1 protein-coding gene is annotated in these 22688 nt (G+C 64.7%); it reads right to left on the bottom strand.

The window, feature by feature from the left end; all coding sequences use genetic code 11:
* Positions 1-104: 104 nt before the first annotated feature.
* Positions 105-22277, bottom strand: a complete 22173-nt coding sequence (locus tag OU999_02510) for an autotransporter-associated beta strand repeat-containing protein (GenBank protein WAC24088.1) — start codon at positions 22275-22277, stop codon at positions 105-107.
* Positions 22278-22688 lie beyond the last annotated feature (411 nt).

Below are 22688 nucleotides of genomic sequence, written 5' to 3'. Positions count from 1 at the left end.
CTGCCCCGGTGCTTTAACGGGCAAAAGGTCGCGGCGGGCGCGAGCGGAGCGCGGGCTCAGCGCGTCAGCCAGCGGCTGCCATCGCTGCAGCCCACATCCAGATTTCAGAACCGCACCGAGAGCGTCGCCCTTGCCCCATGGTCGGCGGTGTCGTTGCCGATCAGGCCGGTATAGCCCAGCGACAGATCGGCATTGCTGCCAAGCTTGAGCGTTGCATCAAGCCTGGCGGCCAGAGCAAAGCTGTCGAGCTGGACACCGCGAACCGTGAAGGCCTGAGCTGGAGCAGCAGCCAGAGCGATCTGGGCTGCGGGATCGCGATCGCCGACCTGGACCCGCCCTGCCAGCGTGCCCGAGAGCTGCACCTTGCCCATGCGCACCACGCCATCGGCACCTATGGTGATCGATCCGCTGCTATAGCTCTGACGCCGGACCGCAAGCGCCGCCGCGCCGCCGGTTTCGGTCAGCGCATCGAGCTTGAACGATCCCGCCGCGACACTGGCGAACGGACGGTAGGTCGCGTTGCCTGCATCGATCGCATAGCTCAGCTCTGCAAAGCCCTGCACCGCGCGGCCATCGCCCCGGCCCCGGTTGGTCTCGGCAAAGCCCGGCAGCACGATGTTGCGCACGCTGGTGAGGTCAACCCCGGTCACACTCGCGCCCATGGCGACGCTCAAGCCACCGCTGTTGACGCCGGCATAAAGGCCGCCGCCGGTCTGTTCGACCTCGGTGCGCGATCCGCGTGCATCGACGCTGACCTTGCTGGTCATGTGCATGCCGAATGCGCCGATGCGCCAGCTGCCTTCGCCATTGGCATTGCCGTAATCGATGCCGGTGATGAAGCCCTGACGATCGCTTTCATAGCGCGCGGCATTGCCGTCGCGCTTGCCATCGCCCCAGCTGCCGAACACCTGGCCCCAGGCGCCTGCGCCATTGCCCCATTCGGTCGTCTCGCGCGAGGCGGACGCGACCGCGCCGATGCGGCCCAGCACAGCCTCGCGCACCAGCCGCTCCTGTTCGATGCCCACGCCCGCTGCGGTTGCATAGACCTCGCCCGAGAGCTGATCGAACGCGTTCGGCTGCTGCGCATTGGGCAGCGCATAGACGTTGAACAGCGGCTGCGGATTATAGCCAGCGGTCACCGCCGCATCGATCCGCGACACCACCGAACGCTGGTTGGCGGTCAGCGGCGTGGCGCCGACAATGTTGGTGAGCAGATTGGGTGCCATGCGCAGCAGCACCTGGTTGGCGGTATAGACCAGCTGCGGCCGGTAGAGGATGCCGAACTCGCCAAAGCCGGTCACCGTATCGAACGTGCCGGTGCGGCCGCCGCTGGCCTGAAGCAGCAGATAGTTGCTGTTGAAGGCATAGGTACCGCCCAGATTGGTGATCGCCGCCGTGCCGCCCAGCTGCATCGTGCCGTTGCCGATCAGCATGTCCGAGCCATTGGGGGCCTGCACCTGCAGCCGGAGCGTGCTGCCCGATTGCAGCTGGATCGCGCCATTGACGCCCAGCATGCCGAGGCCATTTGCCCCCGGCGAGACTGTCGCGCCGCTACGAGCGACCAAACCGCCGACCGTGCCGTTGCCCGAGAGCGTCGCGCCGGAGAGCACATTGGTGGCCGATCCCGCCAGCGATCCGGTCACGCGCAATTCACCTGCGCGCACCGTCGTTGCCCCGCGCAGCGCGCTGTTGTCGCCAGTCAGTTCCAGCAGCCCTGCGCCGGTCTTGTCGAACAGCCCGGTGCCACCGATGCGGCCCGCGAATACGCCGTTGGTGCCTTGGGCAAATTCGAGTGCCGCATCGTTCTGGATCAGGCCCTGGAGCGAGACCGTGGAACCGATCAGGCGACCGGCGGAGATCAGCGTGCCGCCGCTATAGCTGTTCGCGCCGGTCAGCGTCGTGGTGCCGGTGCCCGCCTGCACGAACATGCCGGTGCCGCTGATGGTGCTCGCAAAGGTATAGCCATTGCTGCGGTTGATGATCAGCGCGCCGTTGTTCAGCACCGGGCCGATGATCGAACCGGTGGTGCCGCCATTGCCCAGCTGCAGCGTGCCGCCTGCGATGGTGGTGCCGCCGGTATAGCTGTTCTCGCCATCGAGGATCAGTCCGCCGGTGCCCGTCTTGGTCAGCGCACCGCTGCCCGAGATCACGCCGCTGAACAACGAGTTCACGCCGTTGGTGCCGGTTGTGAGCCGTGCGCTGCCCAGCGTGACCGTGCCCGCGCCCGACAGCACGCCCAGCGTCGTATCGAAGCCGCCCAGATTGAGGCTGCCGGTGGCCGCCTGCTGGAACAGCGCGATGCCGGTGGTGAGGCCGGTCAGCGTGATGCTGCCGCTGTTGAACACATCGCCGGTCAGCACACCGCTGATCCGCGCCGTGCCGCTGTTGGCCAGGCCTCCCGAAAGCGTCCCCACCGAGGTGAAGGTGCCATTGTTGGTTACGAGCCCGCGGATCACGCCATTGTTGACCGCCGTAGCGCCTGCCGAATTGACCAGCTGGCCCAGGATCGAGCCGTGGTTTATCAGGCCTGCATTGTTGAGCACGCTGCCTGCGATGACCGCCGTGCTGAGCGTGCCCGCCATCGCGGCTTCGCCTGCAGATGCAGCGGGAGCCGCCGGATCGAGCAGCGCCGCTGTAACCGGGCTCGCCATTTCCGCGTCGCCCTGCAGCGCATCTGCGCCAAGGCCGTTATCGAGCCGCGCTGTGCCCAGGCCGTTGCTGAGATCGGACAGCATGGCCAGACGCCCTTCAGACGAGGCCGCCGAAGCCGCCGCCGGAGCGACCGACTGGGCGGCCTCGCCGAGCGTCACGACCGGCAGATCGGCCAAGACCGCACCCGATACCGGATCGCCGAACAGATCAACCCGCTCGGGTCCGGAGGAGACGCCGCCTGCCAGCGGCAGACGCTCTGCGCTGGAGGTGAGGCTGGCTGGCGTCAGCCCGCCTGCAATCGCTCCGTTGTCCACGATCATGCCCGCACGCGCAGCAAGCGACGGCGAGGCGGTCGCGGCGGTGCTGGTGGCCGCTGCGAAAGCCGGGCCGGTATCGGCCGTGGCGCTGGTCGCTGCCAGCAAGGTGACCGCTTCGGGCATTCTCGCCTGTTCAGCCACGAGCGGCGCCGAAGCTGCAACGGCAACCGGTGCACTCACGGACGAAGGTGCCGCAACCGTTGCCGTCACGCTGCCCGTGGTACCGCCGACACTCCCGCCCTCGCCGATCACCAGCGTACCGGCGTTGACGAGCGTGACGCCGGTATAGCTGTTGATGCCGGTCAGCGTGAACGTGCCGGTGCCCAGCTTCTGCAGCCCGCCGCTGCCCGATATGACGCCCGAGAACAGCGAGGAGCTGTTGTCCGAGCCCACCACGAGCGTTCCGCTGCCAAGCTGGATCGGACCCACGCCCGCCAGGCTGCCTAGCGACGCGTTGAAGCCCGCAAGGTTCGTGCTGCCGCCCGCATTCTGCGTCAGGCGGCCCTGCACGATCAGCTGACCGCTGGCGGTGATGCTGCCGCCGTTGATGACCGCGCCGTTGATCTGGCCTGCCAGCGTCGCGGTGCCGTTGTTGGTCAGCGATCCCAGGATGAGGCCGGAGCTTGCGAAACCGGCATTGTTCAGCACCGATCCGCTGAGGCCCGCATTCGCCGTGAGCGACAGCAGACCTGCATTGACCGTGGTCAGGCCGGTATAGCCCTGGCCGCTGGTCAGCGTGAAGGTGCCCGACCCTGTCTTGATCAGCCCGCCGGTGCCGCCGATCGTGCCGCCGAAGCTCGTGGAAGCGTTGCTGCTGCCCAGCGTCAGGGTGGCGCTGCCCAGCAGCACGCTGCCAGCACCCGAAAGGCTGCCGATGCTGGTGTTGAACCCGGCCAGATCGAACATGCCATTGGCGGTCTGGTTGAAGCCGGTGATGCCGGTCAGGGCACCCTGAAGCTGCACGAGGCCGCTGTTGCTGACCGCGCCATTGAGCTGGCCGGAAAGGCCCGCCGAACCGCTGTTGACGAGGCCGCCACCCAGCACGCCGGTCGAGATCAGCGTGCCGCTATTGGTCACCAGGCCCGCGACCGTGCCTGCATTGCTGAACCCGGCATTGTTCTGCACCGCGCCAGCCAGGCTTGCGCCACTGGCAAGTGCAAGCACGCCTGCATTCACGGTGATCGGGCCAGTGAGCGTGTTCGCGCCCGATAGCGTGAACGTGCCCGCGCCGGTCTTGATCACAGCGCCATTGCCCGCCAGCACGCCCGCATAGGCGGTGCTCGGGTTACTGCCGCCAGTGGTGAGCGTCTGACCCGCGGCGATCTGCACGCGGCCGCCGCTGCCTGCCAGCGCGCCGATCGTCTCGCCGACATTCACGGCAAGCGTACCGGTGTCGACGGTGACCAGGGCGCTGTCCGCGATCGAGGCCCCTGCCCCCTGCAGCACGACATCGCCGCCTGCCAGCGTCACGCCTTGGGCAAAGCTGCCCGCGCCGGTCAGCGTGGTGGTGCCGCCGATGGCGCGCAAGGCGTTGGCGGTGCCGCTGATGTCGCGGATGGTGCCGCCGCTCGAGCTGATGCTGCCCGTCAGCGCGCCGTTGGCCAGCGTGCCGCCCGCCAGACTAATCGATCCGATGCCCTGTTCAAAACCGCCCAGATCGAGCGTGCCGCCGGTGGCAATCGTCACCAGACCATTGCCCGACCAGATATTGGCCGCGCCGGAAAGCAGCGTGCCGCCGGTGATCGCCGTGGTGCCGCTATGTGCAAGCAGGCCCGTCACGGTGAAGGTGCCGGTACCCTGCTTGGCGAGATTGCCGGTGTTGAAGATCACGCCGCCAAAGCTGGTCGATCCATTGTTGCCGCCGAGGCTGAGCGTCTGTCCGGCGTCGATCTGCACCGTGCCGCCTGCGCCTGCCAGCGAACCGATGGTCTCGGACACCGCGACGATCAGATTGCCGGTGCCCAGGGTCACGGCCGCTGCATCGTCGATGCTGGTGCCGCCCTGCAGGAACAGGTTGCCTGCATTGACGGTCACGCCCGCAGCAAAATTGCCGGTGCCGAACAATGCGGTGCTCCCACCGGTGACGATCAGCGTGCCTGCGCTGGTCGCATTGGCGAGGCCGATCAGGCCCGCGCCGCCGGTCGTCAACGCCTGCGACGTTCCGGCCAGCAACTCGATGTCCAGACGGCCTGCATCGGCCGTGATCAGGCTGTCCGATCCCAAGCTGACCGTGCCTGCCCAGATGTTGTTGTCGGCGACGTTACGCAATGCGCCCGCGCCACCGACACCGGTGCCGCTGATCGTCAGCGCCTCGCCATTGACCGTGACTCCGCCCTGCAGTTCCAGCGCCGCCCCTGCAGCCACGACGGTTCCAGCCGCTGCTGTGCCCAGCGCCGCGTTGTTGCGCACCGAGAGCACGCCCTGGTTCACCGTGGTGAGGCCGGCATAGCTGTTGGCGCCAGACAGCGCGAAGCTGCCGTTGCCGGTCTTGATAAGGCCGCCCGTACCCGACAGCACGCCGCCAAAGCTGGTCGTGCTGTTGTCCCCGCCGGTGGTGAGCACGCCCGCGCCCAGCTGCACCGATCCGCTGCCCGACAGGCTACCGATGCTGGTATTGAAGCCGCCCAGGGCAAAGACCCCGGTGGCGTCCTGAGTCACTGCGCCGATGCCGGTGGTTGTGCCGGTCAGCGTGATCGTTCCGGCATTGCTGACGGCATTGTCCAGCAGGCCTGCGATCTGCGCCGTTGCGCCAGCCGCATTGGTCAGCGCGCTCGAAAGCGTGCCGGTCGAAACCAGCGCACCGGTGTTGGTCACCGCGCCAGCGATCGTTCCAGCGTTGGTCAATGTGGCGTTGTTGGTCACGCCGCCCGCGAGCGAAGCGCCGGTGCCGATCGCCAGTGTGCCCGCACCCACGGTGGTGAGGCCGGTAAAGTCCTGCACCGCAGTCAGCGTGAACGTGCCCGTACCCGCCTTGGTCAGCCCGCCATTTCCGGTGATCAGGCCGCCGAAGCTGGTGCTGCCATTGTTGCCGCCCGTCGTCAGGACCGCGCCATTGGCCAGGCGCACCGTGCCGCTGCCGGCCAGGCTGCCGAAGCTGGTGCTGATCCCAGCCGTATCGAAGCTGCCCGTGCTCGCCTGGGTGACAGCACCGATGCCGGTGGTCGAACCCGTGAGCGTTATCGAGCCTGCATTGCTGACCGCCCCGGCCAGCGTGCCGCGAATACTCGCAGAAGCGCCCGCCGCGTTCACCAGCCCGCCATCGAGCGCGCCGGTGGAGGTGAGCGTGGCGTTGTTCGTCACCAGACCGGCGATGCGGCCATTGGTGCTGACCGTGGCGTTATTGGCCAGCGCCCCTGCCAGCAAGCCATTGCTGCCCAGAATGAACGTGCCGCCATTGACGCTTGTCAGGCCGGTATAGCCCTGCGCGCCCGAAAGCGAGAAGGTGCTGGCGCTGACCTTGGTCAGGCCGCCGGTTCCGGTGATCGTGCCGTCATAGGTCTGCGACTGGTTGCCGCTGCCCAATGTCAGCGTGGCGCTGCCCAGGGCGATGGTGCCGCCGCCACCGGTCAGATTGCCGATGGTTGTCGCGAAACCGCCCAGGTTGAACGTGGCTCCCGTCGCCATCGAAAGCTCGGCAATGCCTGTCGTCGCTCCGGTCAGGGTGATCGTGCCCCGGTTGATGGCGTTTCCGGCGAGCACGCCCGAAATGTTCGCGCTTGCCCCGGCATTGTTGATCAGGCCGCCGTTGATCGCGCCGGTCGATACCAGCGTACCGCTGTTGGTCACTGCGCCGGCAACGGTTCCTGCATTGGTGAAGACGGCGCTGTTGGTCACCGGCCCGGCCAGCGAGCCTCCCGATGCCAGGGTCAGCGAACCGGCGCTGACCAGCGTGCGACCGGCAAATGTGTTGGCACCCGTCAGCGTGAACGTGCCCGTGCCGAGCTTTTCGATACCGCCACTGCCGGTGATGACACCTGTAAAGCTGGTGCTGGCATTGTTGCTGCCCATTGCGAGCGAGCCCGTGCCCAGCTGCACCGAACCTGCACCCGAAAGCGCGCCGATTGATGCAGTGGATCCCGCCAGGTCGAACACACCGGTGCCAAGCTGGTTGAACGTGGCATTGCCGCTGATGGACCCGATGAGGCGCACGGTGCCTGCGTTGGAGACCGTGCCGTTCCATACGCCCGAAAGATCAGCCACCGCGCCAACGTTGTTGGTCAGTCCGGCAGCCAGCGTACCCGTAGAGCGCAGCGCTCCCGCATTGGTGACCAGCCCCTGCACTGCGCCGGAATTGGTGAAGCTGGCATTGTTCTGCACTGCGCCGGCAATCGCGCCGCTGCTGGTCAATTGGACCAGTCCGCCATTGACCGTGGTCAAACCGGTAAAGGTGTTCAGGCCCGACATCGTGAAGGTGCCGGTGCCCGTCTTGGTCAGGCTGCCATTGCCCGAGATCACGCCGGAGAAGGTGGTTGTCGTGTTGTTGCCGCCGGTGACGAGCGAGCCGCCGGTGCCAAGCTGGACTGCCCCGCTGCCACCCAGACTGCCGATGGTCGTACCGAACCCGGCCAGGTTGAGCGTGCCGCCAGACTGGTTGAATGACCCCATTCCCGTCGTGAGCCCGGTGAGCGTGATGGTGCCCGAATTGGTGACCGCGCCGTTCAGCTGTCCGGAAATGAACGCGGTCGCGCCGCCGGTGTTGGTCAGGCCAAGATTCAGGATGCCATTCGAGGTCGCGGTTCCATTGTTGGTGAGCGACCCGGCGACAGTGCCGGAATTGACGAAGCTCGCATTGTTGATCACCGCACCGGCAAGCGAGGCGCCTGCAGCCAGCGTCAACTGGCCGGCGCTGACCGTGGTACCGCCTGAGAAGGTGTTCGCGCCGGTGAGCGTGAACGCGCCGCTGCCTGTCTTGGTCAGGCCACCGTTGCCCGTGATGACGCCCGCAAAGCTGGTGCTGGCGTTGTCGCTGCCCAGGGTCAGCGTTCCATTGCCCAGGGCCACCGATCCGCTGCCCGCAAGGCTGCCGATGCTGGTGTTGAACCCGGCGAGGTCGAGCGCACCGCCGGTCTGGACGAGAGCGCCGATGCCGGTGGTTGCTCCGGTCAGCACGATCGTGCCAGCGTTCGATACCGCGCCCGTCACCGTGCCCGCAAGGCTGGCCGTCGCGCCCGCATTGTTGACCAGACCGCCGTTCAGCGCCCCGGTCGAAGTCAGGCTGGCCCGGTTGGTCACCTGACCCGCCACGGTGCCTGCGTTGCTAAAGCTTGCGGCGTTATCGACCGCCCCTGCAATCACGCCGCCGCTGGACAGGGCCAGCGTGCCTGCTGCGATGCTGGTGAGCCCGGCATAGCTGTTTGCGCCGCCCAGAGTGAGCGTGCCGGTGCCGGCCTTGGTCAGGCCTGCCGTTCCTTGAATCGGCGTGTCGATCGTCGCCGCCAGCCCTGCCGAAACGTCGATGATCGATGTGCCGCCGGTGGTTGCCAGCGCACCGCCGCCTGCGGCCGTGCCCAGCACATAGCCGCCGGTTTCAAAGCGCAGCTGCTGGAACGCCTGGGTTCCGCTGACCTGAACCGTACCGCCCGCTGCGCCTGCGAATACGCCGGTCTGGCTGCCCCAGGCAAAGCTGGTCGAGAATCCGGGCGCAGAGGTCCAGTTGGTGGTCGTGCTGTTCCAGGTGCCCGATCCGCCATTGCCGTTGACTGCATTGGACGCAGCTGTGGTGTCGGCGCCATCCCAGTAGAGCACGGTGGGGACGCCCAGCGTGAACTGGACGCTGACCTGTCCAGCGACATTGGTGATCAGCGAGGCGGTATAGCCATCGGGACGCAAGCCGAACGCGAGGCCATTGTCGGTCAGCGCACCGGCATAATTGACCAGGCGATAGATGCCATCGCCAAAGCCCGGCAGTGCAGCCACGTTGAGCGTGCCATCGAGCGTCAGGTTGCCGCCGACGGTGATCAGGTCGTTGATGCCGCCGCCGACCACGCCCGCCTGCGCGAGTTCGAAATTGAGCACCGAGGTTGCATCGAGCAGCAGATTGCCGCCGATGGCCAGCGTGCCCGGGCTGTTGCCGGGCGCAAAGATGCCGCCCGTTCCCAGCGCAAGATTGCCCAGGAAGGTGCCCGAGCCGCTCAACGTCGCGCCATTGGCGATATTGAGCGTCGCGCTGTTGGCGACCGCATCGCCCAGCCGTCCGTTGAGCACCAGCGATCCGGAATTGACGGTGACGGTCCCGGTGAAATTGCTCTCTGCCGTGTTGCTGCCGCCCAGCGTCAGCGCACCGCTGCCCGTCTTGGTGAAGCTGCCGGAGCCGGAGATGACGCCATCAAAGCTGGTCGAGCTGTTGTTTGACCCTGCGGTCAGCGTGCCGGAGCCAAGCTGGATTGCGCCACTGCCCGCGATGCTGCCCAGCGTTGCGCTGAACCCGGCGAGGTTGAGGCTTGCACCCGCATTCTGGGTGAAGGTGGGCGATCCGGAAAGGCCCGCCGTCAGCGTGATCGCGCCCGAATTGGTGATCGCGCCATTGACCGCGTTGGCAAGATTGGCCGTCGCGCCCGCGGTGTTGATCAGCCCGCCGCCCAGCGTCCCGGTGGAGGTCAGCGTGCCTGCATTGGTGACCAGCCCTGCGGTCGTTCCCGCATTGATGAAGGTCGCATTGTTCTGAACCGCGCTCGCCAGCGATCCACCGGTGGCCAGGACGATCGAGCCCTGCGTGATCGACGTGAGGCCCGCAAACGTGTTCGCGCCCGAGAGTGTCTGCGTGCCCGTGCCGGTCTTGACCAGCGACCCGCTGCCGGAGATCACCCCGGCAAAATCGGTGCTCGTGTTCGCACCGCCCAGCGTCAGCGTGCCGCTGCCCAGCTGCACCTGACCGCTGCCCGCAAGGCTGCCGATGGTGGCATTGAACCCGGCCATGTTGAACGTGCCTGTGCCGGTCTGCCTCACCGCCGCATTGCCGGTGGTGATGCCGGTCAGCGTGATTGTGCCAGAGTTCGAAACGGGTCCGTTCAGCGTGCCGCGCAACCCGGCATTGGCTCCCGAACTGTTGACCAGCCCCCCGTTCAGTGCCCCGGTCGAAACGAGAGTCCCAGCATTGGTTACAAGCCCGGCGATCACCCCATCATCCACGATGAAAGTGGCATTGTTCTGCACCGGCCCTGCCAGACGTCCGGAGCCCGACACGGTCAGCCTCCCACCGCTGATGGTGGTGAGTCCGGCGTAACTGTTCGCACCGCGCAGCTCCAGGGTACTGGCTGCATTGACCTTCACGAGCCCGCCTGTGCCCGAGATGATGCCGTCGAACAGCTGCGCGCCGTTGCTTGCGCCGACCGTCAGCAGGCCATTGCCAAGAGCGATCCCGCCAGATCCGCCAAGGCTGCCGATGCTGGTGTCAAAGCCTGCAAGGTTGAGCGTTCCATTATTCTCGACATTGGTCATGCCCGTGGTGATGCCCGTGAGCGTGATCGTGCCCGTGTTGGTGACCGCGCCATTCAACTGCCCGGCAATACTGGCGATGGCACCGGCGTTGTTGGTGAGGCCGCCGCCGATCACACCGGTTGAGACGAGCGTTGCCGAATTGATCACCGAGCCTGCGACGATACCGGCATTGGTGAAGCTTGCGCGATTGAGGACCTGGCCAGCAAGCGAGCCCGCACCCGTAATGGACAGCGTGCCGCCATCCACGGTCGTCAGGCCTCCCCAGCTGCTGGAGCCGCTCAGGGTCTGGGTCCCCGTGCCTGTCTTGACAATGCTGCCAGAGCTGCCGGTGAAATTTCCGGCAAAGCTGGTGCTCGCATTGTTGCCGCCGATGGTCAGAACACCTGGACCGGACTGGTTGATCGTCCCTGTACCCGCTAGGCTTCCAAAACTGACACTTTGCCCGCCAAGGTTGATCGTGCCGCCGACATTCTGCGTCACCGCACCGATGCCGCCAGTCACGCCGGTCAGCGTCAGCGTGCCGCTGTTGACGATTGCGTTGCCGCCAAAACTGCCAGCGACATTCGCCGTCGTACCCGCGTTGTTGGTAAGCCCACCCGCCAGCGTGCCGGTGCTGGTCAGCGTGCCCGCATTGGTCACGAGACCGCTGATCGTCCCCGCATTGGTCAGCGTCGCATTGTTCTGCACCGCGCCAGCAATCGCCCCACCGCTGGTCAGCGACAGCGTGCCGCCGCTGACGGTCGTGAGCCCCGCATAGCTGTTCGCACCGGCCAGCGTCAGCGTGCCGCCGCCGGTCTTGGTCAGCCCTGCCGAGCCCGAGATCGGGGCGTTGATCAGGGTCGCAATGCCCGAATCCACATTGATGATCGAGAAGCCGCCCGTCGTCGCTAGCCCGCTCGCGGCGTTATTAGCGTTGAGCGTATAGCCGCTGGTCAGGAGGCGCAGTTCCTGGAAGGCCTGGCTGCCCGTGATGCCGATCGTGCCACCCGCTGCGCCTGCAAACACGCCTGCCTGGCCCGCCCAGCTGCTGTTGACAGCAAAGCCGGTGGGGTTGGTCCAGTTGGTCGCGGCGCTGGTCCAGCTGCCCGCGCCGCCATCGCCGTTCACCGTGGCGATGGCACCAGTCAGGTCGGTGCCATCCCAATATTGCACCGTCTGCGCGCCCGCGTTGAACAGGATGTTCACCTGGCCCGCAATGTCGGTGAGAATCGACGAGGTAAAGCCCAGCGGAAGCGTGCCGAGGTTCAGCGTGTTGTTGGTCAGCGTTCCGCCATAGTTGAACAGGCGGTAGAAGCCCGCGCCGAAGCCAGGCAGCGCGGTGACATTCAGCGTCCCGTCGAGCACCAGATTGCCGCCGACGCTGATCAGGTCGTTGATCCCGCCGCCGACAACGCCCGCCTGTGCGAGCTCGAAGTTCAGCACCGAGCTGGCGTTGAGCGTGAGGTTGCCCGCGATGGTCTGCGTCGCGGGGCTGTTGCCGGGCGAGAGGATGCCGCCATTGGCGACCACGACATTGCCCTGGATCGTACCCGATCCGCCCAGCGCTGCGCCCGATGCCACGTTGATGGTCGCAGCGCGGTTGGTGACATCGCCCAGCGTTCCATTGACCAGCAGCATCCCGCCATTGACGTTGAACGTGCCGGTAAAGGCGTTTCCGCCGGTGTTGCTCCCGGTAAGCGTCAGCGTATTGGCCAGGTTCTTCTGCACCGCGCCAGCACCGGTGAAGATATTGGCCATGCTGACTGCGTCGCTGCGGTTGAGCAGTAGCTGCGCGCCACTGGCGATCGATACCGCGCCGGTGCCAAGGCTTCCGGTGGTGCCGCCATTACCGATCTGCAGGCTGCCGCCGGTGATGCTGGTCGTGCCGGAATAGGTGTTCGCGCCGGTCAGCGTCAGCGCGCCGGTGCCGCTCTTGAGCAGCGAGATCGCGCCGGTGCCGCCGCCAATCGTGCCGCCGAAAGTCGATGCCGCATTCTGCAGAGCTTCGAACTGAGCGCCCGTTGCGGACGAATTGGTGATTGCGCCCAAACCGTTGAGGTTGACGCCGCCGCCTGCAAAGCCGTTGAGGTCGAGCGTACCAACCAGGCCGCTCAGTATGCCGCCTGGCGATCCGATGGTCATTCCGCCACCCAGGCGCAGCAGGAAGGCATCCGACGCCGAGCCCAGACGCAGGGTGCCCGCATCGATGCGCATGGATGCGTTGGTGACCGGCCCGGTTGCAGGGGCAAAACCGATCTGGACGGTGCCGGTCTGGACAAGCGTGCCGAAGACCAGCGAGTTGGCGAAACTGCTGAGGTCGAGCGTTCCGCCCAGCGCCAGCGTCTGCCCTGCTGCCGCAGAAATGCTGGAACTGGCGAAATTGCCGATCGTCACGCCGGTGACCGTCGCCGAGACACCCGTCGCGGTGGTCAGGCTGGACGTGCCGGTCATGGTGAGCGCACCGCTGCCCAGCGCGCCTGCATTGCCGATCGCGATGCCGCCACCCGAAATCAGCGTACCACCGGCATAGCTGTTCACCGCGGTCAGCGTGGTCGTCCCGATCCCGTCGCGGACCAGTCGTCCTGCGCCCGAAATGACATTGCCGACCGTGTCGTTGTTGCCCTCGAAGCGTAGCGTTGCCCCCGAATTGATGGTGACGTTGCCCGTGCCGAGCGTACCGCCACTGGCGACAGTGCCGATCAGCAGCGTATTGCCCGCCCCGATGGTCGTCGCACCATAGCTGTTGGTGCCCGTCAGCCGAACAACGCTCGGCCCGTCGGTGCCGAGGCCCGATGCGATGGTCAGTGCACCGCCGGACAGCGCCCCGGAGAAAGTCGTCGACGAAGCGATGATCGTCGATCCTGCGCCTGCGCCCAGAACGATGTTGTTCGCCAGGGTCGCAGGACTCGGCAGGCCCAGTCGCAAGGTGGTGCCGGTCGCCATCTGCAGCGTGCCTGTGCCCCAGCGTGCATCGGTGGAGAGCAGCGCCAGAGTGCCCGCGTTGAGCTGCACCGTGCTGCTGCCTGTCCCTGCGCCCGTCAGACGCAATTCGCCCGCACCCGTCTTGGTCAGCACGCCATTATAGGAATTAGCACCCTGCAAGGTCAGCGATGCTGCCGCGACATCGATCGTGCTTCCGGTCGCGCTGACGGTGAGCGGCTTGGTGAGCGTGCCCGCAAAATCCGCGCCCAGCGTCGCGCCGTTCAGGAACACGCCGTTGGAGCCATTCAGCAGCGTATAAGCGCCGGTATTGGCAAGTCGCAGCGTGATGCCGTTGATGTTGATCGGATTGACCTGAGACCCTACGAGCACAATCGTCGGGGCCAGCTCAACGGTTCCGGTCGCGGTTGCCGCGCCGAAATTGAGCGGCGAACCCGCCCCGGCTTCAAATGAAATCTGGTTCGATGCCAGGCGCAGGGTGGTGCCGGTTGCAGCCGCCACCGTCGAGTTGCCGCTACGGAACGTAAGGTTGTTGGCCAGCGAGCCGGAAATATCGGTCCGCAAGATGGTGTTGCTCGACAGGGAAATTCGGCCTGTCCCAGCCGCGTCGATCACACCCGCTGTGGCGTGGTCCAGAACGACTGCACCGCCAAGGATGGACAGCGAGCCGGAAAAGCTATTCGCGCCGGTGAGGGTCATCACCCCGGTGCCCTGTTTGGCAACGAGACCCGCGCCCGAGATGGTATTGGCGACCGTGAACGCATCAGACCGGTTGAATTGCAAGGTGGAGCCGTTGTTGACGACGACATTACCTGCGCCCAGCGTTCCCGTGGTGCTTCCTCCACCAACGATAAGGTCGCCGCCGCTGACCGTGGTGGGTCCGGCGTAACCGTTGTTCGCGATCAGGAACAAAGAGCCCGTACCTGTCTTCGTCAGCCCGCCCAGACCCGAAACAAGCCCAAACAGGAACAGGCCGTGCCCCGATGCGACATCTATGCCGGCTGCGCCGGTCAGTGACACTGCGCGTCCCGAGCTCAACGTCGAGGTCACGCCCAGCACGGCATTGCCAATCGTAAGTCTGCCTGTTCCATTGCCCAGATTTGCATCGGACGCGATGTTCAGGCGACCTGCGGTGATCGTGGTGCCACCCGAATAGGTATTCGCGCCCGACAAGGTCAGCGTGCCAGCACCGATCTTTTCCAGCGGGCGCGCTCCGCCGATTTCGGAAATCACGCCGGACTGGGTCGCCGATCCCGCGAGGACCTGCAACTGCGTGGTGTTCGAGTTGAGCTGGATCGGCGTGGCCATGACCAGGCCGTCACCATAATCGATGACCGAACCGGTGGTGCGGATAAGCCCGGTTGCACCGCCCGCCGCATTGGTGCTGCGCAGCGCCAGCGTGCCGCCGGCGACAGTGATACCATTGGTGAAGCTGTTTGATCCCGACAGCAGCAGCGTGCCAGCCTCGACCGTTGCCGAACCCAACGCAAGGTTGGAGGACAGCGTGGCCACCCCGGCGCCCAGCTTGCGCAGCGCGCCGGTACCGGTGATCAACTGGGCCAGCGTGATGTCGCTGCTCAGGTTGATCGCCAGCGTCGCATTGTTCGTCACCGCGCCGCTGCCCAGCGTTCCGGTGGTGCCGCCATCGCCGATCTGCAGCGTGCCCCCGCTGATGGTGGTCGTACCCAGATAGCTGCTGTCGCCCGTAAGGGTGAACGTGCCCGTGCCGAGCTTGACCAGGCTACCGGTCGACAAGATCTGGCCGGAATAGCTGGTGCTCGAATTGTTGCCGCCCGTCGTCAGGGTCGAATTGTTGAACAGGCCAATCGACCCTGTACCCGCGATCGATCCGATGGTCTCGCTGGCGTCCAGCGACAAGCGGCCCGATCCGACACCCGTGATCGCCACCGAGTCATTGATCGCATTGCCACCAGTTACCTGCAGTACGCCGGCATTGATGGTGACAGGGCCGGTAAAGCTGTTGTTGCCGGCCAGTTGAACCTGGCCGGCGCCATTCTTGATCAGGCCGCCGATGCCGCTGACCGCGGAATTCACAAAGATCGACGAATTACCGTCCGTATTCAGGGTCAGCACGGCATTGCCGAGGGCCCCGAAGCTTGACCCCCGAAAACGGATCAACTGTCCGTTCTGGACGCTGACCAACCCGGCGGCCTCCAAAAGCACATTGCCATCGAGGTTGACCGACCCGAGCGCATTCAGCGCGCCGACGCCGCCCACCCCGGTTCCCCTGAAGCTGATGGCATCGGCAATGGTTCCAGCCGTGCCGAACGCCAGCGTGGCGCCGTTGCTGACCGTCGTCCCGGCCACATTGCTGCCCAGCGCGCCATCGGAGTTGACGGTCAGCGTGCCTGCCGAAACGGTCGTCAGCCCTGAATAGGCGTTCGCACCACTCAGCGTCAGATTTCCCGCGCCCTGCTTGGTCAGCGTACCGCCGCCGCTGATGGCGTTGCTGACCGAGAAGTCGTTCGACCGGTTGAACACCAGCGCGAAGTTGTTCAAGACATTGCCACTGCCCAGCGTACCGGTTGTGCCGCCATTCCCGATCCGCAATGTGCCGGAGTTGATGGTCGTGGTACCGAAGGTGTTATTGCCCGCCAGTACCAGTGTTCCGGTACCATCCTTGACGAGGTTGCCGGTGCCGAGCGCGAGCACCGAGTTGACGGTCGTGCTGCCTGTGCCGCCAATGGTCAGAGCAAGATTGTCGCCGGTAATGCCACCGGCCAAGACGGCACTAAAGGGGGCATCCGTGTTGATCCGAGCCGCGCTGCCGAGCGTGACTGCGCCATTCAGTTGGGTTGCCCCATTGAAACGCAGTGCACCAACGCCGCCCACCCCGGTGCCGTTGATGGTGATCGATTCGGCCACTGGGCCATCTGCGACGATTTGAAGCGTTGCGCCATTGGCAACGATCGTGTTCCCGACCGCGGTGCCGAGCGAGCTGTCCCTGAGAGCGACGAGCGTACCCGCAGAAACAGTCGTTACCCCATCATAGGTGTTTCGGCCGGTCAGCGTGAGGGTGCCGGCGCCCAGCTTGGTCAGCGAGCCACTGCCGCTGACGGCGTTCGCGACAGTCAAATCGTTCGACCGATTGAACACCAGCGCCGCATTGTTCACGACATTGCCCAAATTCGGCGTGCCTGCAGTGGTGCTCAGCGTGCCTGTAGTGCCGCCATTTCCGATCTGCAGGGTGCCCGCACTGATAATGGTCGTGCCAACATAGTTGTTCGCGCCGGTCAGCGTGAGGGTCCCCGCGCCCAGCTTGGTCAGCGGGCCGCCACCGCCGATGCTGCTGGCGACAGTGATATTGTCCGACCGATTGAACAGCAGCGACGAGTCGTTCTCCAAGAACACGCTGCCGCTACCGAGCGAGCCTGAAGTACCGCCATCGCCGATCTGAAGAGTGCCTGCGAAGATCCGGGTGATTCCGCTATAGCTGTTGTCGCCTGACAGCGTGAGGGTGCCCGAGCCATTCTTGAACAAAAAGCCGGTGCCGCTGATGACATTGCTCAGCGTGACATTGTCCGAACGGTTCAACTGAAGTGATGTATTATTCACCACATTGGCAGTGCCCAGCGTTCCGCTGGTGCCGCCGTTGCCGACCGACAGGATGCCCGCCGAGATCGTGATGGTGCCGGCAAGAAGGTTGTTGCCAGTGACCGCCACGATGCCAGCACCGGTTACGGTGAAACCGCTCGTTCCGCTGATCACGCCACCCAAGTTCAGGGTAAAATTCGGATCTGAAACGCTGAAGCCGTTGCCGGAACTGAGGTTGATGGCGTTGCTGATCGAACGATTTCCTGTGGCCGCCCATTCCAACGTCGTGCCAGCGGCCATGGTCAGCGCGCCGGTGCCCAGCGCCGTATCGCTGCCAACCGCCAGCGCCCCTGCACTGATCGTAGTGCCGCCGGAATAGCTGTTCGTCCCGGAGAGGGTGAACGTGCCCGTCCCCAGCTTGGTCAGGCTGCCCATTCCCAGGATATTGCCAGCAAAGCTGGTCGACGTGTTGGTGCCCCCGGTCGTCAGGATCGAATTGTTCTGAAAGTTGACCGAACCCGCCCCGGCCAGCGACCCGATGGTTTCAGAGCTGTTGACGAACAGCCTTGTGCCGGTGCTCATGCTGACCGCAACCGTGTCCGCAAGCGCCGCCCCGCCGTTCACGCTGACGTCGCCACCATTGATCGCGAAAGGCCCGGTGAACGTGTTGGCACCGTTCAGGTCCATCGCTGATGCGCCGTTCTTGATCAGGCCGCCGGTGCCCGAAATCACGCTGTTCAGCCTCAACGTGGAATTTCCGGTCCCTTCCGCATTGAAGGTGAGCGTGGAAGCGCCAAGCTGAATGGGGGAACCGGTCACCAGCAGCAGCATCCGGTCCGTGTTCGTGATCGTCGCGTTGGCTGCAAGCGTAACGCCCCCCGACAAGCTGACGCCCTGGAAACCCGGATTAGCGTTGGGCACCACACGCAGTGCGCCCGTGCCACCAACGCCTGTACCGCTGATCGTGAGCGCATCGCTGACCACCAGCGATGGCGACGATCCGACGATCTCCAGAGTCGCACCGCTGTTGACGGTCGTCCCGCTGGCACTGGTGCCCAGGGCGCCCGCACTGCTGACGGTCAGCTTGCCCGACTGGACGGTCGTCGTGCCGGTAAAATCGCTTGTCCCCGACAGGCTTAGCGTTCCGGTGGAAATGATGTTCTGCGTGCCGCTGAGGCTGCCTGAGAAGCTGCCGCCAAGGATTCTGGTCGTCGCGCCGCTGTTGATCAGCGTGCCGCTGCCCTGCAGGTTCTTGATGCCATCGGTGCCGCTGAAATTGACCCCGCCCAAGTTGAGCGTTCCGGCCGCGTCGATCTGCGTGAGCTCAATGACGTTCAGAAGGGCAGGCAGAACAACCGAGGTCGTGTTGAGCAACGTGCCGCTCTCTATAATGAGCCGTGCCGTTTCGGCTGTCGTGGCAGCCGAGGAAAACCGGAAGGTCCCTGCATTTGCGCCGGTCCCGGTGGTTGCAATCCGCAAGGTACCGACAAGGTCCAATGGATTGGTTCCGTCGCCGGTCTTCGTCAGCGTGACGCCTGGCGCAGTCACGATCCGCACGTCCGCTCCCTGCGCGACGGTCAATCGGTTGGTCAGCGTGAACGAGCTATTGGCTTGCAATGCGCCGCCGTTCATCCGGATCGTGCCGGTGCCCGCGCTGCCGGCCGCTGCCAGGGCAAGTGTGCCCGCATTGACGGTGGTGCCGCCGGTAAAGGGGTTGTTCGCGTTGTCGAGTATTGCGCTGCCGGTGCCCGCCACGGTGATCGATCCGTCGCCCGAAATCGCGCCGGAAACCACTTTGTTGCCGCCCCCATCAAACCTAAGGTTGGCCAGCGCAGCAATCGAGACCGAGCCATTGCCCACCGTGCCAGATGAGCCGCCGACACTGCCGAGTTGCAGCGTCCCCGCAGAAATCGTCGTGCCGCCGGCATAGGTGTTGAGGCCGTTCAGGACCAGCGTGCCTGCGCCCTGCTTCGTTAGGGTGCCGGTGCCGGTGATGCGGTTTGCTACGGTGAGATCATTGGACCGGTTGAACACGAGCGAGGCGTTGTTGGCAATGTCGTCCCGTCCCAGCGTGCCGGTGGTTCCGCCATTGCCGATCTGCAGAACACCGGCACTGATCGTCGTCCCGCCTTCATAGCTGTTGCCATTGGTCAGAACCAATGTGCCTGAGCTTGTCTTGGTGAGGCTGCCGACGCCGGCGATATTGCCGTTGATTGTACCAATCCGCGTAGCGTCCACACTGATGGTAGACGTACCCGTGAGCGTGAAGGCACGAGTGGTCGAAAAGCTGTTGTTGAACTGGAACGTCGCATTGCCGATGTCGATTCCGGTGCCCGATGCGCCGAGGTTTTCGTCAGAACCGATAGACAACGTGCCGCCGCTGATCAAAGTGCCGCCAGAATAGCTGTTCAGGCCCGAAAGGACGAGCGCTCCAGCACCGATCTTCTCAAGCGGCCGCGCGCCGCCGGTTTCCGAAATGATGCCCGATTGCGTCGCCGTTCCAGTGGTCACCTGCAACCGGGTGGTATTGGAATTGAGCAGGATCGGCGTGGCGTTGGTGATGCCGTTGGCAAAATCGATCACCGATCCGGTGGTGGTGATCTGCCCGCCAGCCCCGCCCGCAGCAGCGTTGCTGGCCAGCTGCAACATGCCGCCGCTCACGGTGATGCCGCCAATGGTGTTGGTGCCGGAAAGCGCCAGCGTCCCCGCCTCGACCGTGATCGCGCCTTGCTGGAGATTGCTGGTGATGGTGGCGGTGTTGGTGGACCGCTTGATCAGCGTGCCCGTGCCGGTCACCGTCCGGTCAAAGGTGAACGCACCGCCGGGGTTCAGGACCAGCGTGCCGTTGTTGGCGAAGCTGCCCTGGGTGATGGCGCCGCTTGTGATGCCGTTGCCCAGTTGCAGCGTTGCGCCGGCGTTGATCGTGGTGCCGCCATTATAGGTCGAGGTTCCCGTCAGGATCAGCGGCCCGCCGGTCCCCGCAACGGTCAGCGACAGGGTGCCGATGGTCGATGCAATGACACCGCCATAGGTCGAACTTGCGGTCTGGAAGGCGGTGAAATTTGTGTTGCCGTTGACGCGGAAATTGGTGATCAGTCCGTTGCCAGTCAGGTTGTTGGCCTGAACACTGGTGCCATTGACATCAAGTGTTGCACCGGCCGTGACCGTGAGCCCGCCGGTTGCTGCGGCTATCAACTGGTTGAACGTCGCGTTGGTGATCAACCGAGTGCGGTCGATAGCAATGACGCTACTGTTGCCGAGCGTGCCTGTGACGCTCGAGATGTTCATCTGCACATCGCCTTCAATGCCCGCCGCGCCGAAGCGCAAGGTCGTGCCTGCTGCGGTGCCGAGATCGAAGTTGCCGTTGATGGTCAGCGTGCGCGAATTGGCGGCTGCCAGCGTGGCGATGACGCCGTTGCTCACGGTGATGCCATTGACGATGGAGCTGTTCGTGGGCTGGCCCGCGTTGCCGGCGGTCCGCAACATGCCCGAGCCGGTGAAGGTGACCGGTGCCCCCAGACCACTGGCGTTGCCCAGCGAGAGCGTGCCGCCCGCAATCTCTACCCGGCCACCGATACCGCTGAGATCACCCGTCAGGGTCAGCATGCCTGCGCCCTGCTTCACCACCACGCCATTGAGCGTGTTGGCAAGGACATTGGCCACCGTGATGTCGTCGGACCGGTTGAAAACCAACGTACCGCTGTTGGTGACCTGGCCGGACCCCAGCACGCCACTGGTTCCACCATTGCCGATCTGCAGCGTGCCCGCCGAAATGGTCGTTGTACCGGAATACGTGTTCGCCCCGGTCAGGATCACCGTGCCCGCACCGTTCTTGATGACCGAGCCGCCGCCTGAGATGGCGTTGGACACTGTCAGGTCATTGGAACGATTGAAGGTCAGCGTGGCATTGTTGGTAACATCGCCCAGACCCAGCGTACCCGTCGTACCACCACTGCCGATCTGCAACGTGCCGGCATTGATCGTCGTGCCGGCATAGCTGTTGGCGTTGGTCAGAATCAGCGTGCCCGCACCGCTCTTGGTGAGGCCTGCTCCCCCCTGGATGACGCCATTAAGGGTGGTCGTCAGCGAGGGGTTGACCGTGATCGTGCCACCCGTCCCGGACAGGGTAATAGCGCGTGTGGTCGCAAAGGAGTTGTTGGCAAATGTTAGCCCCGCGCCGTCGCTGATGGACACGAAAAGTCCAGCCGCACCCAGATTGGCGTCCGCCTCGATCTGCAGGGTGCCGCCAGCTATGGTCGTGCCGAAGCGGTAGCTGTTGGTTCCGCTGAGGACGAGCGTGCCCGCGCCCAGTTTGTCCAGGCTGCCGCTGTTGCCGCTTATCGCGCTGGTGATCGTTCCGGTCAGGCCGGTGCCGACAGTGATTTTTGCCTGACCGGTCAGGTCGAACGGGCGGCTGGTCGAGAAGCTGCCGCCAAAGGCAAAGGTCGCATTCCCAATGCTGACCCCGGTTCCCGATGCGCCGAGATTGCCATCGGACGATACCGACAAGGTTCCCGAGGCAAGGGTGGTGCCGCCCTGGTAGCTATTGGCACCCGACAGCACCACCGTGCCAAACTGCTGGGCATTGCCGCCGATTCTCAACGCGCCGGAGCCGGAGATGACGCCGGAAATCGTGCCGGTATGATTGATCGGGTCGCTTCTGAACGCGCTGATCGTGGCGGTGCCGCCGCTCAGCGTGATCGGACGGTTCGTGGAGAAGGTGCCGTTAAACAGCAGCCCTGCTCCGCCATCGATGGTGATCGACGTGCCCGCGGCACCAAAGGCATTATCCCTGTCCCAGCCCAGAAAGCCCTCGGCAATGATGGTGCCGCCGGAATAGGTGTTGGTGGCGCACCCGCCTAAACATCCGATATCAAGTCGTGCCGAACCGGTCTTGCGGAGCGCGCGCGCGCCACCGCTTTCAGTGATGGCGCCCAACTGCGACGAGTTGCCGCTAACGATGAAATTGGTGATGGGCTTGTTGAGGACGAGCGTATTCTGGTTGAAATCGGAGAAATACTCAAAGTCCCCATCCGCGTTGATGCTGAAGATCTGCGCGCCATTGTCACCGCCCATCAGCAGCGAACGACCAGCGCGGCCAGTAGACAGATCGGCCAGGACCGGTGGGGTCGTGTCGTTGATCGCGCCAAGATCGATCGGGCACAGATCCAGCGCGGAATCGAGGCAGAGGCTGTTGTCGCCAAAGCCATTGGCGGCGGTGCCTGGATCGACCAAGGTCTGGGCTTGCGCCTCGCTGGTGGGCAGCATGATCACGCCGCCTGCCAATGCTGCGATCGCGGGAATCAACGCCGTGCTGCTGAACAAGCCATGCCGCTGCGGCATCGACTTGGCACGACGTTCCGAACGGTCTGCACCGCTGTTCCGGATCGACTGCATAAATTCCCCCCAAACTCAATCTATCAACCAGTTGCGACCCGGTTTAAGTATATTGTGAAGGCGCGCAGCCGCTTACGGGCCGGAATGTCCATGCCGTGAGGATGGGCGAGAGAATTGGGAAAAAACGCAAACGGAATGAGAGGCGCAATTGCAAGCATTAGCAATAAAATCAGCCGCTTGCTTAACTTCGCACGCCAAAAGGCAAGCTTTCATATTGCCCCCTCGACGCCATGGACGCGCCGAGTCGCGCGGGCCAGATCATCCCCTGAACTGCCGTGATGTTAACAAAAGATAAAAATGTTGCAACATGCGGTATACGTTTCTCGACCGCAGAAAATCCCCAATTTGTAACATGTTGCGGGGTGCTTCTGCCACCTGCTCCACGGCCATGAAAATGGGGGCCAGCCCTTG

This window comes from Blastomonas sp. SL216, from assembly GCA_026625625.1.
Taxonomy (GTDB): Bacteria; Pseudomonadota; Alphaproteobacteria; order Sphingomonadales; family Sphingomonadaceae; genus Blastomonas.
This window is presented reverse-complemented; position numbering and strand designations above follow the sequence as displayed.